Origin of the sequence: Brevibacillus gelatini, assembly GCF_003710935.1 — a bacterium.
GTDB classification, from domain to species: Bacteria; Bacillota; Bacilli; order Brevibacillales; family Brevibacillaceae; genus Brevibacillus; species Brevibacillus gelatini.
Genome location: NZ_RHHS01000032.1, coordinates 99113 through 113020, shown reverse-complemented (window position 1 = coordinate 113020; position 13908 = coordinate 99113). Strand labels below are relative to the sequence as shown.

Below are 13908 nucleotides of genomic sequence, written 5' to 3'. Positions count from 1 at the left end.
CTTCTTCGTCTTTTGCTATTTTTGTACCAGTGCTTCCAACTCGGCCGGTGCGAAGCCTTTGACCGCTTTGTCGCCCACGACTGTCACCGGAACGCCCATAAAGCCAAAGCGCTCGACTTCCTCCTGGTAAACGCGGCTGGTCATAACGTCGCGCACTTCGAAGGAGATGCCTTTTGCCGTCAGCCATTGCTTGACCATATCACAGTCGACGCAGTTTTTCGTCGAGTAGACGATCACGCCCGGCTGTGATGCACCTGCATCGGCTGTCAGCATGTTGCGGACAATCGCATAGGAGCGCTGCGAAGCGAGCTTGGTAAACTCGACGAAGTTGACGTGCGCCGAGCCGTCTGCCTTGTCGGACATGGAGCGCACGACGACAAACGGTACGCCGTTCATCGCACATACTTGTCCGACGGCGGCGCCTTCCATTTCCGTGCAGTGAGCGCCGAACTGCTCATACAGCCATTGCACTTTTTCCCGACTGGCTACGAACTGGTCGCCGGACAAAATGCGGCCGCTCACGACCTGGACGCCTGCTTCCAGCTCCTTGCCAGCTTCAATTGCCTGCTGCATCAGCTCTTTGTCGGCTTCCCAGATCCACTGCTCGGTAAAAGGAATTTGCCCTGGGGCAAAACCGAGCGGCGTCACGTCAATGTCATGCTGGAGGCAATCTGTTGAGACGACAATATCGCCAATGTTCAGTTCCGGGTGAACCGCTCCGGCCACCCCTGTAAAAATGACTCGTTCCACCTGGAACTGGTCGATCAGGATTTGCGTCGTGACGGCGGCATTGACCTTGCCAACGCCTGATTTGCACAGCACGACTTCTTTTCCTTCCATCTTGCCTGTATAGTAGGTCACTCCGGCTTTGACGGTTGCAACCGTCTGTTCCATCACTTCCAGGTACAGCGCAATTTCTTCATCCATGGCACCGATAATACCGTACCGCATCATTCCATCCTCCTCATGCTGTCAACAGCACGGCGCTTACGCCTGCTGTGGCTTCGTGCTCTCCCGGAACTCGATCCGGTGCGGCAGCAGCACCACGTGCTCTTCCACGTTTTCGTTGTTCATGTACTTCGTCAAAAGGCGCATCGCGACGGCCCCAATATCGTACATCGGCTGCACCACGGAAGTCAGGCGCGGACGCACCATTTCCACGAGGCGGATATTGTCGTGACCGATCACTTCAATATCGTCCGGCACATTCAGACCGGAATCCTGGATGGCGTGGATCGCGCCAATCGCCATTTCGTCGTTGGCCGCGAAAATCGCTGTAGGCGGCTCGGCAAGCGCAAGGAATGCCTTGGTTGTCGCCAAACCTGACTCGTAGAAGTAGTTGCCTGTCGCAACCAGTTTCTCGTCCAGCTCAATGCCGCCGTCGTTCAACGCTTTTTTGTACCCCTCGTAGCGCATCAGGCCACTGAGCGGGTCGTTGGGCGGACCTGAAATCATCGCGATCCGCTTGTGGCCGCGAGAAACCAGCGCTTCTGTCGCGTCATAGGCAGCCTGGAAGTGGTCGATGCTCACCGACGGAAGCACGTTGTCCGCATCGCGGGTCGCAGCCAGAACAGTCGGCACCGAGGTGCTGGTCAAGGCCTGCAAATGCTCCTCTTTGACTTCGGCTCCCAGGAACAGCAGCCCGTCCACCTGCTTTTCGAGCAGCGTATTGATGAGCTGCAGCTCCTTTTCCATCCGCTGGTCCGAGTTGCAAAGGATGATGTTGTACTTGTACATGGTTGCAATGTCTTCAATCCCACGCGCCAATTCAGAAAAAAACAGGCTGGAGATATCCGGTATGATGACACCGACGGTTGTGGTTTTTTTGCTGGCGAGACCGCGGGCAACGGCATTTGGTCGATACCCCAGACGTTCAATCGCTGCCAGTACCTTTTTTCGGGTCAAAGGCTTTACGTTCGGGTTCCCGTTGACAACACGGGAGACAGTCGCCATCGAAACCCCCGCTTCTCTTGCCACGTCGTAGATTGTTACCGGCATCACACGCCCTCACTTTCCCTATATATTGGTTTTCATAGTTATTTTCATAAATGTATGCACCTATGATACGACAAGCCTTATATCGATGCAATCGTTTTTACGGCCTATTCTGCCGTTATTTCATCAGTTTGTTCATCGTTTTCAAAAGCTCGTCAATCACTTCGCTATCCCCTTGCTGGATGCGCTCGATGACACAGCTTTTCATGTGTCCCTCCAAGAGCATTTTGCCCACGGCATTCAAGGCGGACTGCACAGCCGCAATCTGGTTGAGAATATCGTCGCAGTAGACGTCTTTTTCCACCATCCCGCGTATTCCGCGAATTTGCCCCTCTACCCGATTGAGCCGGGAAACGAGATTCGCTTTGATTTTATCAGGACGCACGGTGGCGCGATCAGACGAGCAGCAGTGGTCACGATCATTCATCTGGCATAGCCTCCTTTGCCGATAATCAGCACTTAAATCCTAGCTTACTTGGTCGGCCAAGGTTCGTCAAATGAGAAAGGCCCTCCCTGCGCTCAGGAAGGACCCGTATACTCACTTCAAACGGTTTCGTTATCCTCTTGCCGCTACAACTTCGCCTTTGTACAGGCCGGAAGCGAGCAATTCATCGAGGAACTCGTTGAATTGAGGAATGTTGAGCTGTTGCTTCGCATCAGACAGCGCTACGTCCGGATCCGGGTGAACCTCGACCATGACCCCGTCGGAACCGATGGCAAATCCGGCTTTGGCGCAAGGCAGCAACAGGTCGCGGCGGCCGGTGGAGTGTGTCACATCGACGAATACAGGCAAGTGTGTCTCTTGCTTGAGCAGCGGCACGGCAGAGATGTCGAGCGTGTTGCGCGTCGCTTTTTCGTAGGTGCGAATCCCGCGTTCACACAGCATCACTTGCGTATTGCCTTTGGAGACGATGTACTCGGCTGCGTAGATGAATTCCTCGATCGTAGCCGCCAGACCGCGCTTCAGCAGGATAGGCTTGTTCACACGGCCTGCTGCCTTCAGCAATTCGAAGTTTTGCATGTTGCGCGCGCCGATTTGGATGACGTCAATGTACTGTGCTGCCAGTTCCAGATCGGCAGGTGTCACGATTTCGCTGATCGTGACGAGGTTGAACTCGTCCCCGATCCGCTTCAGGATTTTCAGACCTTCTACGCCAAGACCCTGGAAGTCGTATGGAGACGTGCGAGGCTTGTATGCACCGCCGCGCAATGTTCTCAGACCGCGCTTCGCATGGTTCTCCGCTACGGCTCTCACCTGCTCGTAGCTTTCAACGGAGCAAGGACCGGCGATCAGGATTGGACTGCCTCCGCCGAACTCGACACCTTTTACCGTAATCACGGTGTCTTCCGCTTTTTTCTTGCGGCTGACCAGCAGCACTTTTTTCTTGTCTTCGTTTTGCAGGTCCAGGGATACCTGGAAAATTTGCTTGAACAGATGGCGGACAGTATTGTCGTTGAACGGTCCTTTGTTGTTCTCCACGATCAGGTTGAGCATTTGGCGCTCACGCTCGGGATCGAAGCGGTTGCTGCCCAGCTTTTCTTTTTCTTTTCCAAGCTCTTGCACCAATGTCGCCCGCTTGTTGATTAAGTCCAGGATTTGCAGATTGATTTCGTCAATCTGCTTGCGCATGATTTCAATTTGATCGTGTGCCATTTGTCTCTCCACTCTCCTCTTTTTATATAGGTTTTCTAGGTGGTTGGCGATAAATTACGGTTATTATAATCGATTCGTACTCCCTTGTCAGCAGTTTAGCGCCAAAAAGCGCGAAAGTAAATTGTTTATGTTTTTTTATCTTTGCAAATTCTTCGCCAAATACGGGAAGATTCCTTGATTCGACAGGATTCTCTAAGGTTTTGGTCGAATCAAATGGATATATGTTCTATCTGCTTTTATGACCTGTCTTTGTGGATTTACATGAAAACGAGGGAGTGACTTGCCTTTGTCAGCCTATACAGAACCAGGCTCCCCTGAGCTGATTTTTTCCCTGGATATTGGAACGCGCAGCGTCGTCGGACTGATCGTGGAGGCGAACAATGACCAGTTTCGCGTGCTGGATTACGCCATCCGCGAACATGACGAGCGCTCCATGCTGGACGGACAGATTCACGACATCGTCGCTGTCGCGAAGGTTATCAAGGAAATAAAAGAAGAACTGGAAGAAAAACACGGACCGCTGCGCCAGGTAGCCGTGGCGGCAGCCGGCCGCTCGCTGCGCACCCGGCGCGTGCGTGTGGACATGCCGTTGTCCAGACACGCTTTTATCACACGCGAGAATGTCGTGGCCCTGGAGTTTGCCGCCGTGCAGGAAGCACAGGCTGAACTGGCGAAAGAACTGCGCGAGCTGGACGCCACGCGCTATTACTGTGTCGGTTACAGTGTCGTCAACTACTATCTGGACGATGAACTGATCGGCAGCCTGATCGACCAGCGGGGAGATACGGCCAGCGCCGACGTGATCGCGACATTCCTCCCGCGAGTAGTCGTTGACTCGCTGATCGCCGCCCTGAAACGGTGCGATCTGGAGATGCAGGCGCTCACATTGGAGCCGATTGCGGCCATCAACGTGCTCATCCCTGTGACCATGCGCCGACTCAACATTGCGCTCGTCGACATCGGCGCGGGCACCTCTGACGTCGCTTTGACCGAGGAAGGGACCATTACGGCCTACGGCATGGTACCCGTAGCCGGAGACGAGATCACCGATGCGCTGATGAATGCCTTTTTGCTCGATTTTCCGATGGCGGAAGAGGTCAAGCGCCAGCTCACCACCCATGAGTCTGTTACCTTTACGGACATTCTCGGCATGGAGCACACAATGAGCGCAGCTGAAGTAACCAGCGCGATTGACGCTGAAATCTCACAGTTGGCAGAAAAAATTGCAACGAAAATCAGCGAATTGAACGGCAAAGCGCCGCAGGCCGTCATGCTGATTGGCGGTGGCAGCCTTACCCCTGGCCTCCCGGGAAAAGTCGCCCAGTTTTTGAACATGCCAGCGGCGCGTGTCGCCGTCAGAGGCGGCGACGCCATCAAGCAGTTCGTGGGAGACATACCGGCTCTCAGCGGCCCTGAGTTTGTGACGCCCGTAGGAATCGCGGTAGCAGCCCGCCGTCATCCTCTCCGCTACGTCACTGTCACCGTCAACGACACACCGCTGCGCATTTTTGACTTGCGGAAAATGTCTTTGGGCGATACCTTGATTGCCGCTGGCCTTGACATTCGCCGTCTGTACGGAAGACCGGGGCTGGCGATGAGCGTCACCGTCAACGGCAGGATGAAAATGATTCCCGGCAAACACGGCACGCCTCCGGTCATCATGAAAAACGGCGAGGCAGCGAGTCTCGACGCGCCGATTGCGGATGGGGACAGCATCACGGTTGTCGCCGGAACAAACGGCGAGGACGCCAGCGTGTTGGTGCGCGACCTGCTCGACCACCTGGACACTTTGGACATCACCTGCAATGACCGCCCGCTCTCGCTCGGTCCGATGATCCGGGTAAACGGCGCACCTGCCCAGCTTGACGACCAACTGGACGATCGGGCGGAGGTAGAAATTTTCCTGCCACGCACTGTATCCCAGGTGCTGGAGTCAGCCGGGCTGCTCGCGTCAGGGGAACAGTCTGCGCAAACCAGACTGCATTTCAGTGTCAATGGTCAGTCTTATACCCTTCCTTCCCACAATCCGATCCTCCTGGTGAACGGCAAGCCCGCCGCGTTCGGAGACACCATCCGGCAAGGCGATGTGCTGCACTATCATTTGGAGGAAGTCGCGCCGCCAGCCATCCGCGATGTGATTCCGCTGGAAGAGTGGGTGCAGGAGACGATGACCGTTTTCTTTAACGGCGAGCGCGTCGTTCTGCCTGTGGCGCAAGTGTCGATCACCGTAGACGGCAGAGCGGCAACGGCAGACGAACTGGTGTCGGACGGCGCAGTGATTACCGTAAAATCCACGCCAGCCGCTCCGCCTGTATTCAGCGACGTTTTCCGTTTTGTCAACTTCTCCCTGGAGAAGCCTGACAGCGAAAGCATCTCCGGCTTCGTCATGCTGGTGAACGGCGAGCAAGCCAGCTTCCAGACGGAGCTGAAAAGCGGGGACAAGCTGGAGCTGTTTTGGGAGTAACATGCAAAAAGAGCTGCGGGAATGAAGGGACTGACCCCCGTCCGTGGGACAGGGATCAAAACACCTTTGCCATGCCATTTAAGCAGCCAGTTGCCGAAATTAAATTGGAGACTTGTTGTTTAGTTTCGTTTGAATGCAAACTGAGTTATAGTAATGAATGTAGTCTTGAACAATCTGTACAACGATGGCAGTCGTCGTACAAATACAATTATCGAGATAGAACGTTTCAGACTTTAGTGTGGAATGAAACGACTCGATAGGGCATTATCAGCGGGCGCACCCTTACGGGACATGCTCATGGTAATGCCTTTTCTCTTAACGGCTGCTTGATAGGATGAGACGTATACACGCTGCCCTGATCGCCATGTAGCATAAACAAAGCCCTAGGCAAACACTCGATTAAACCAGCCTTTCAGAATATAAGAAACAAAGTACCACCATAAAGGGAATTGAAAGATCACAAAATCAACCCAAAGTAGTCTTTCTTGCTCTTCTCTAATATCCTTCACTAATTCGAATAATTGAAAGTTGACAAAAGACTAAACCCAAATCACCTAGAATAGGTCTACTACTTTGTCAATACAGTTTGGTGAAGGGGGGAAATGCGGCGAAATTCGCATATTCATTCCCGTGATCGAGTCCTCATATTACGACTGAAAAGTCTCTTCAACTGGAATGTCAGTAAAAAGTGACTTTTCTCTCTTTCTTCCCCCTCTCTATTTAGGGAGTATGTAAGATACAGCTTGCTCTCCGATCTTGCCATCCCAACATACAAAGTTCTGCGCTCTTCATCAATTCTGTTTTCTTAAGAAAAAATGGCGACTTTTCCCAGTGAAGTATAGGGAAATGGTCGCCGCAGATATACTTTAGGTTAGATTGCTTTTTCCTTTTGACGTTCTCCAATATTCCGTAATTGCGGATATGGTTGTTGGTCCACAAGCACTACTTCTGTAACTAGAAGCGACATCCTTACTCCATTGATTAAATAAAGGTACGGACAGATTTTTTTCAGTAAGCGCTTTAGGAGAAATGGAAGCATCCAAATAATTCTCCCAAGCTTTTGCCGCTCCCGGGTTCTTGTTTACTTTAAGTTGATTCTTAGTGTATTTTTCTGTGTCTTTTTTGCCTTTATTCCGTTTTTTTTAACAAATATGTCTTATTTTTTACCCTTGGTTTGGGTGTTGTATGGGGAAGGCTGGCAAAAAAAGACGCTTAGTATTAAGTATTTGCGCGTCCTATAAAAATAACGAGCTTGATTATGATGGGGATGCTTTCCGTATTATTGAGCTAGAGAACGGGAATCGCCTCGTTTGTCCTCCCCTAGGGTTGGGATCAATTTTGTAGACGCGAAGAATAACGATATGTATGCATTGAACGGATGATTAGCAATAGGCACATGATGGAAGAGGTAGCTCTCCCTACGTTGCGCCGTACGAAGGTGACGACGCTAGTTCAAACAGGCTGCTGAAGACGATGAACATCTCCACTTCGATACCAGCGCATCCACTGTTTAATTTGGGTCTTATTTTTAATATTTAGTTCCTGCATGATCTGCTTTTTGGTAACGCCAGAAAGACGCATTTCAATTGCTTTCCTTTTAGTTTCTACGGGATAACTCACTCTAGTTGCCAACGTAAAAACACCTCCAAGGTTGACCCTATATCTTACGATATAGGTAGGTTCTCTTGAAGGTGTTTTGATTTGTCTCACATCACGGGGTCAGTCCTAAAATTTCCTAAAAAACTTATGCCCCAACCGCCTGACGAATGGCGTCCTTGGTGATTTTCCAGTGCGACGTGTGCCATTTTACTTCGTCGTTTTCCAGCAGGAAAATTTGCGGTGACTCGTGCTTGATCGCAAAACGATCTGCTACGGCGTTGGACACCGGACGATCCTCCCGCACCAGGATCACGGCCGACTCAATCGCATGCTCCTGCAAATACGCCTGGAATTCCTCATAGGCGGACGTGCTGATCGGGCAGATTGTACTATGCTTGAACAAAAGCTTTTTGCCTTTTTGCGCAACGAACTGCTCCAGTTCTTCAATGGAATGAAGCTGTTTTTGGGCCACCATGGATCTCTCCTTTTGACTTTGCTCTATGGTTTTTTAGTATACCGAAATCCCTATGGCAAAGTCTACGCCTGGCTACACTGCCGCCCTCTTTTGCTTACACCATGATTTTGGTCAACCGTTCACGCAATTCCTTCATCCATTTTTGATCGCCCAGGGACTGCGCCAACAAAAACAGATCCAGAAGTTCGTTGACCCTCTCGCCCAGCACTTCTCGCACCGAAGAGTTTGCCTTTTCATTAGCAATAAGTACCAATAAGTTGGATAACTCTGACAACTCTTCAAACTCAATCGCCTGTCGCTGCGGATGTTGGCCCAGTTCCTCCATGAGTGATTTCAGATCATCCTTAATCACATCTACCACCTGGGAATGGGCGCAACACTCGTCCACGCAAACGTGCACGGGTACGTTCATGATTTTAACCCGCTTTTTATACACGACATTGCGCAGTACGATCTCCATGTCGTTCCCGCAGCGGCTGCATTTCTTTTGCACAAAGTTCACCCCTAACTCTCTACATATGTATACCTCTCATACTATTCGTGGCTGGCTCCTTCAATCCTGCTAAACGCCAGGTGGTACTTGGTGGATGCAGTGGCAGATATAACACAAAAAAACGATGCCCTGCAACTGAGAGCATCGTTTTTTGCTGCCTGGTTCGCCGTGTTTACGCGTAAATCGCGTTTACCTTTTCACAGTGCGGGCAAACAGCAACCTTGCCGGTATGCCCTGCCTCGTCCTCCACCCGGTATCCTGTAATCCGCTCCGAAAAGCAAAACAAGCATTCGGTATTGAAATCCATATCGTACTGGGCTTTCCACATGATTGATTTGAAATCCTCCCCTACAGTGATGGTAATTTGGGGCAGATCGTGTGCCAGACTCGAAGATGATCTTTGCATCGCCATAACATCCTTTCGTTTTTTGCAAAGTCTTTTCGTATCCTCTAGCTTTTCCTGCTTTTCAGAATAATAAACATGCAAAGTGATGGCGGACAAATGGAAAGAATCTTCCCATAAATGGGCGAATGCCCGTATCGGGACTGTGCAAAAACCCATATGTTATGGATGTAAGCACAAGAGGCTTAACACACAACAAGGAGGATGTTCATCCTATGAGCAGCATTTTCAATGGAGACCTCGATGATTTCACCTTAGTGCTGATTCTTTTTATCCTGCTGGTCATCATCGGCTGCGGCTGCGATTGACAGCGTCATATAAGGGCAGGACACTGCATATACATGAAGAACCGAATCCTGTAAACGCGTTTCCTCCGCACGCTACCCTGCCTGGGTAGCTTTTTTCTATCTGTTTTGTGTACAATACGTACTGACTATGATATGGAAAGCGAGGGATACCCTTCCTATGAAAGATCCGCGTATTGAACGTTTGGCAGATGTATTGGTCAACTACTCCACCCGCGTGCAAAAAGGGGAAAACGTTTTAATCTACTCCATCGGCGATGTCGCTGACTTGACGAAGGCCGTCATTGCCAAAGTGTACGAAGCAGGCGGCAACCCTTACGTCCAGCTGATTGACCAGAGCATTCAGCGCGAGCTGTTGCTCGGCGTCAATGAAACCCAGCTTGGCATCATGCGCGAGGCAGACGTCTCCTTCATGAAGCAGATGGACTGCTACATCGGAATCCGCGGCGGCGACAACATCAGCGAGCTGTCCGACGTGCCTGGCGACAAAATGCAGCTGTACTCGAAGCTGCTGATGCGCCCGGTGCTGGATGTGCGCGTACCGGAGACAAAATGGGTCGTGCTCCGCTACCCGAACGCTTCCATGGCCCAGCTCGCCAACATGAGCACCGCTGCCTTCGAAGATTTTTACTTCAAGGTGTGTACGCTCGACTACGGCAAAATGGACAAAGCGATGGACAACCTCGTCGAGCTGATGGAAAAAACCGACAAGGTGCGCATCACAGGGCCCGGCACAGACCTGACCTTCTCGATCAAAGGCATTCCTGCGATCAAATGCGCCGGGGAATCCAACATCCCGGACGGAGAAGTCTTTACCGCTCCTGTGCGTGATTCCGTAAACGGTACGATCGCGTACAACACGCCATCTCCGTACCAGGGCTTTACATACGACAATATCAAGCTGACGTTCAAGGACGGCAAAATCATGGAAGCAACCGCCAACGACACGAAAAAAATCAACGAAGTGTTCGACACCGATGAAGGCGCGCGCTACATCGGCGAATTTGCCATCGGGGTCAACCCTTACATCCAAAACCCGATGAAAGACATCCTGTTCGATGAAAAAATCGACGGCAGCTTCCACTTTACGCCAGGGCAAGCCTACGACGAAGCTTTCAACGGCAACAAGTCCTCGATCCACTGGGATTTGGTGATGATCCAACGTCCGGAATGGGGCGGCGGAGAAATCTGGTTTGACGACCGCCTGATTCGCAAAGACGGTCGCTTCGTCGTGCCTGAGCTGGAATGCCTCAACCCGGAAAACTTGAAGTAGCCTTGGCAGAGCTGGCTGCACCGTGCTTTGCTGTCGGCCCTGTGCCTGGTGCGCCGAAAAAGAAAGGCTTCGCCCGTTGCTTGCAGGCGAAGCCTTTTTTGCTATATGTTTGCTCGGTTGGGACGGGAGCTACCCCACGGAAGCGGACAAGGCAGGCTGCTTCAACAGGGATGGCATTTTTTGCTCCAGAAAGGAAATCGTCGTCTCCAAATGGTGAATCGTGTATTCCCAGCAAAAGCGCTGATATTCGTCAAAGTGGGCCTCCAGCTTTTTAAAAGACGCCCGGCTTTGCTGAAGCATCTTCCGCTGCAGATTCAGACAGTTATCCAGCATGTCTTTTTGCTCCGCTGGCGTGCGGCTCTTGCCGAAGAAAATTTTCACCAGCATATCGGAGCGCAGTACCGGAGGCAGGATCGGTGCCTGAATTTCCTGGTGGAACACTTCTCTCCCTTGTGCGGTAATCTGGTACAAAATTTTGTTGGGCTTTCCAGTCTGAATGACCTCTTGTTTGGTGACGAGTCCTTCTTCCTCCAGCTTGCGCAGCGCAGGGTAAATGGCTCCAAAGCTGGCGTCGTAGAAAAATCCGATGCTATTGGAAAAGGCTTGCTTGATATCGTATCCACTCATCTCTCCGTAGCTTAAAAAACCAAGTATGATCGTTTTCACATCCATCTCTTCGCATCCTCCCTATCTTTCTTTTTCTCTCTACAGACAAAGCAGATTATTCCCTTTTTTCAGACAATTGCAGGTGTTCCTCTGCCAAGCCTTTATGTTCAAAATATTCTTTACCTACATGTATTATAATTTGATTCTAATAATTATACCAATGCTATTTCTTTATTATATCAATCGAAAATAATGATATAACACACGTGCATAAGCAAATTGGGCGTCCCTTCCCTTCTGCCTTTCCATAAGATGATATATACCTAACTACTGCTGTAGGGGGAGAGGTTGTTGAAAAGTAAACGATGGTCCCAGTATACGCGTGTAAAGTACCCTGTGAGCAGCAGCAGTCTGCATCCGTTCAACTTTTTTGTTCCGATTGTAGAGCGAGTTCAGGAGGGAGTCGTCTCCATCGTTACCGAAGACGCCCCCCTTGCCAAAGATGTCGATTCCCTCATCCGCAGCCTCATCGATCACGAAGATAAATCGACGACGCCTCTTGAGCGCAGCTTCGGTTCGGGATTTATCTTCCATCCCAGAGGTTATATCTTGACCAGCGAGCATGTCATCGGCAAATCGAAAAAAATTTTTGTCAAGCTGTTCAACGGCAAGATTTTCGAAGCCAAACGCATCATCGCTGATCGAGTCAGAGATTATGCTGTCATTAAAATTGACGCGGACTGCAAGCTTTACCCTTTGTCGCTCGGCAACTCTTCCCACACCAAGGTTGGTGAATGGGTCATCAGTGTCGGTTCCCCGTTTGTCGTCATAGCGCCAAAAAACAGGCTGTTGCTCAATCGCCAGCGCGTCGCGCCCTCTGCGAAACTTGGCGGCTTTGCCTGCTGCGGGCAAGATGGAGCGCAAACTGCACCGGACGCTCGATCGCTTTGGCATACGTGTCCTTCTCTCCTATCTGGCGAAAAACTTCGCGTCCCGGCTTGGGATTAACCTCGATCAGCCACACCCGCCCGTTCACATCCACACCGATGTCCAGGCCAAACTCCATCATCCGACCGAAGTAGTCCTCCAGTGTACTCGCCACCTCATGGGCAAGCAGGTGGCATTCCCGGATAATGTGCGGTGCCTTGCTACCGAAACATCTTTCGATCAGCGGCGCAAACGGAAACGCCTGTCCTCCGCCATGCAGATTGGAGGTGGAACTGCCAGACTTGCCGATGCGAACCCCGCTGCCTGTTACCCTCCACTCACCTCCCTCGTCCTTTTGGATTAACACCCGTACATCTGCCACATGACCCGGGATCAGGCCGAGATCGACTCCTTGCTGGACCAAAAAGTTGCCGTCTGCAATTCGTTGCTGGGCAACCCAGCGGCTGATCCAGTTCTCGACTGCCATCCTGCTGTCCAGCCTGGCCATATGCACCTGATACTGCTTGTCACGTCCGGAAAGGAGATACTTTTGGCCCACATGTTCCACCCGCAAGATGCTTTTCCCGCCTGAACCGTTCCCCGGTTTGACATACACCAGCGGATGTCGGGCCAGCATGCTTGCCATTGTCTTTTTTGCGTACAGATGAGTCTCCGGAATCCAGTGACGGACCCGTTCGTCTTTGGCCAGCAGCTGTGTCACGCGCCACTTTTTGGAAAAAGGGCTGTTCGCAAAGAAAAACAGGCTGCTGTTTCGCAGCCGGATGTACTCCGGTACGCGCCGCCGATAGCGGTCAATGACGACCTCTGGCCATGGAAACCATCTGCTGGCCCATCCGCCCCCCGCTTTCGGCACAAAGCCTCTGATCTTTTTTGCTTTCCGATACACGTCCTGATGCGAAAACAGGTAGATTTCCGCCCCCAGCTTTTGCCCTGCCCGCACCAGCTTGCGCAAATAGTCCGGTTCGCCAAAGCGCTGTCCCTTTCGCCAGGTCAAAATCCCGATCACCCGTTTGGGATGCATCGTAACACCCTCTTCTTCTCAAATCGTTCGCCACAGTCTATGTTCGTGAACCTGCCCACGAAACGATCCAGCAGCGAAACGGGCTTGAACACCCCCAGGTCCGGACGGCAGGCAGACGGTCGGCAAAAGGAATGCGCATACATGCGTGTGCTTTCGGCAACAACATAAAGGAGCGATTCCCCAACACTTCGTTACTTACTTTTTTCAAGCATATCTGATACAATAAGCTGTAATACAACCATGCAATACAGAGGTGACACCGACATGAGTCAAGAGTTTGCCAGCGAACACATGTGTCCCAAGTACGAATGTGCCATTAAGATCCTGGGCAAACGGTGGACGGGTCTAATCATTCACGTTTTGCTGCGCGGCACCGTTCGCTTCAAGGATATTCGCGAGATGGTTCCGCAAATGAGCGACAAAATGCTCTCGGAACGGTTGAAAGAGTTGGAGGAACTGGGGATTTTGGAGCGCAAGGTGTATCCGGAAATTCCCGTTCGCATCGAATACGAATTGACAGAAAAAGGTAAAGACCTGCGTCCAGTCATTGAATCCATTCACGAATGGGGACAAAAATGGATGTAGTGCCGCCCCACTTGTCCAACAAAGGATAAGCGGGGCTTTTTTGTGCGCTTGAAGCCCACCTTTTTTCTTGCGCTGGCCAGGCATACA

The 13908-nt window shown here is 51.4% G+C and carries 14 protein-coding genes and 3 pseudogenes; 5 read left to right on the top strand and 12 right to left on the bottom strand.

Annotated elements, in window-relative coordinates:
- Positions 1–15: 15 nt before the first annotated feature.
- From EDM57_RS14040 to EDM57_RS14025, 4 genes are all read right to left on the bottom strand, one after another.
- Positions 16–951: a 5'-methylthioadenosine/adenosylhomocysteine nucleosidase gene (locus EDM57_RS14040; protein WP_122905356.1), complete on the bottom strand. Its 936-nt coding sequence runs from the start codon at positions 949–951 to the stop codon at positions 16–18.
- Positions 952–987: 36 nt separating this feature from the next.
- Positions 988–1998 (bottom strand): catabolite control protein A, encoded by a 1011-nt coding sequence (gene ccpA, locus EDM57_RS14035; protein WP_122905355.1) that lies wholly within the window; start codon positions 1996–1998, stop codon positions 988–990.
- A 115-nt stretch (positions 1999–2113) separates the two neighbouring features.
- Complete coding sequence (locus EDM57_RS14030; RefSeq protein ID WP_122905354.1) at positions 2114–2422, bottom strand: metal-sensitive transcriptional regulator; 309 nt, start codon at positions 2420–2422, stop codon at positions 2114–2116.
- Between the two features lie 129 nt (positions 2423–2551).
- Positions 2552–3649 carry a bifunctional 3-deoxy-7-phosphoheptulonate synthase/chorismate mutase gene (locus EDM57_RS14025; RefSeq protein WP_122905353.1) on the bottom strand — a complete coding sequence of 366 codons (1098 nt, stop codon included), beginning with the start codon at positions 3647–3649 and terminating at the stop codon, positions 2552–2554.
- A 286-nt stretch (positions 3650–3935) separates the two neighbouring features.
- Between EDM57_RS14025 and EDM57_RS14020 the strand changes: the two genes are divergently transcribed.
- Positions 3936–6113 (top strand): cell division protein FtsA, encoded by a 2178-nt coding sequence (locus tag EDM57_RS14020; RefSeq protein ID WP_122905352.1) that lies wholly within the window; start codon positions 3936–3938, stop codon positions 6111–6113.
- 99 nt (positions 6114–6212) lie between these two features.
- On the opposite strand, the pseudogene EDM57_RS14015 reads toward EDM57_RS14020, so the two are convergent.
- The 6 genes and pseudogenes from EDM57_RS14015 to EDM57_RS13990 all read right to left on the bottom strand — a co-directional run.
- A pseudogene (locus tag EDM57_RS14015) lies at positions 6213–6486 on the bottom strand (integrase core domain-containing protein); the annotation flags it as partial.
- Positions 6487–6496: 10 nt separating this feature from the next.
- A complete protein-coding gene (locus tag EDM57_RS23915) occupies positions 6497–6622 on the bottom strand; it encodes an NAD(P)H-dependent oxidoreductase (RefSeq protein WP_281274238.1) in 126 nt (41 codons plus the stop codon).
- A gap of 946 nt (positions 6623–7568) precedes the next feature.
- Positions 7569–7745 (bottom strand): annotated as a pseudogene (locus EDM57_RS14005) (helix-turn-helix domain-containing protein); the annotation flags it as partial.
- Positions 7746–7857: 112 nt separating this feature from the next.
- Complete coding sequence (gene ytxJ, locus EDM57_RS14000; protein WP_170163450.1) at positions 7858–8184, bottom strand: bacillithiol system redox-active protein YtxJ; 327 nt, start codon at positions 8182–8184, stop codon at positions 7858–7860.
- Between the two features lie 97 nt (positions 8185–8281).
- Positions 8282–8680, bottom strand: coding sequence for a hypothetical protein (locus tag EDM57_RS13995; RefSeq protein ID WP_246005809.1), 399 nt, complete (start codon positions 8678–8680; stop codon positions 8282–8284).
- A gap of 172 nt (positions 8681–8852) precedes the next feature.
- Positions 8853–9086, bottom strand: a complete 234-nt coding sequence (locus tag EDM57_RS13990; RefSeq protein ID WP_122905401.1) for a hypothetical protein — start codon at positions 9084–9086, stop codon at positions 8853–8855.
- 212 nt (positions 9087–9298) lie between these two features.
- Here EDM57_RS13990 and EDM57_RS23355 point away from each other — a divergent pair, with 212 nt between their 5' ends.
- The gene (locus tag EDM57_RS23355) at positions 9299–9391 is read left to right on the top strand and encodes a YjcZ family sporulation protein (RefSeq protein WP_007783189.1); all 93 of its coding nucleotides are present in this window, start codon (positions 9299–9301) and stop codon (positions 9389–9391) included.
- Positions 9392–9548: 157 nt separating this feature from the next.
- Complete coding sequence (locus EDM57_RS13980) at positions 9549–10661, top strand: aminopeptidase (RefSeq protein ID WP_122905348.1); 1113 nt, start codon at positions 9549–9551, stop codon at positions 10659–10661.
- 129 nt (positions 10662–10790) lie between these two features.
- On the opposite strand, the gene EDM57_RS13975 is transcribed toward EDM57_RS13980, so the two are convergent.
- On the bottom strand, positions 10791–11333 hold the full coding sequence (locus EDM57_RS13975) for a PadR family transcriptional regulator (protein WP_122905347.1): 543 nt from the start codon (positions 11331–11333) through the stop codon (positions 10791–10793).
- A gap of 330 nt (positions 11334–11663) precedes the next feature.
- On the opposite strand from EDM57_RS13975, the pseudogene EDM57_RS13970 reads away from it, so the two are divergent.
- Positions 11664–12041 (top strand): annotated as a pseudogene (locus EDM57_RS13970) (trypsin-like peptidase domain-containing protein); the annotation flags it as partial.
- Between the two features lie 79 nt (positions 12042–12120).
- On the opposite strand, the gene EDM57_RS13965 reads toward EDM57_RS13970, so the two are convergent.
- Positions 12121–13236, bottom strand: a complete 1116-nt coding sequence (locus EDM57_RS13965; RefSeq protein WP_122905346.1) for a YheC/YheD family endospore coat-associated protein — start codon at positions 13234–13236, stop codon at positions 12121–12123.
- Between the two features lie 264 nt (positions 13237–13500).
- Between EDM57_RS13965 and EDM57_RS13960 the strand changes: the two genes are divergently transcribed.
- Positions 13501–13821, top strand: coding sequence for a winged helix-turn-helix transcriptional regulator (locus tag EDM57_RS13960; RefSeq protein ID WP_122905345.1), 321 nt, complete (start codon positions 13501–13503; stop codon positions 13819–13821).
- The last annotated feature ends 87 nt before the right edge of the window (positions 13822–13908 follow it).

Bases quoted from the DNA above. Each gene is read 5' to 3' on its own strand.
- EDM57_RS14025 (WP_122905353.1), bottom strand. From the start codon at position 3,649: ATGGCACACGATCAAATTGAAATCATGCGCAAGCAGATTGACGAAATC.
- ccpA (WP_122905355.1), bottom strand. From the start codon at position 1,998: ATGCCGGTAACAATCTACGACGTGGCAAGAGAAGCGGGGGTTTCGATG.
- EDM57_RS23355 (WP_007783189.1), top strand. From the start codon at position 9,299: ATGAGCAGCATTTTCAATGGAGACCTCGATGATTTCACCTTAGTGCTG.
- EDM57_RS14040 (WP_122905356.1), bottom strand. From the start codon at position 951: ATGCGGTACGGTATTATCGGTGCCATGGATGAAGAAATTGCGCTGTAC.
- EDM57_RS13980 (WP_122905348.1), top strand. From the start codon at position 9,549: ATGAAAGATCCGCGTATTGAACGTTTGGCAGATGTATTGGTCAACTAC.
- EDM57_RS14030 (WP_122905354.1), bottom strand. From the start codon at position 2,422: ATGAATGATCGTGACCACTGCTGCTCGTCTGATCGCGCCACCGTGCGT.
- EDM57_RS13965 (WP_122905346.1), bottom strand. From the start codon at position 13,236: ATGCATCCCAAACGGGTGATCGGGATTTTGACCTGGCGAAAGGGACAG.
- EDM57_RS13960 (WP_122905345.1), top strand. From the start codon at position 13,501: ATGAGTCAAGAGTTTGCCAGCGAACACATGTGTCCCAAGTACGAATGT.
- EDM57_RS13990 (WP_122905401.1), bottom strand. From the start codon at position 9,086: ATGCAAAGATCATCTTCGAGTCTGGCACACGATCTGCCCCAAATTACC.
- EDM57_RS13975 (WP_122905347.1), bottom strand. From the start codon at position 11,333: ATGGATGTGAAAACGATCATACTTGGTTTTTTAAGCTACGGAGAGATG.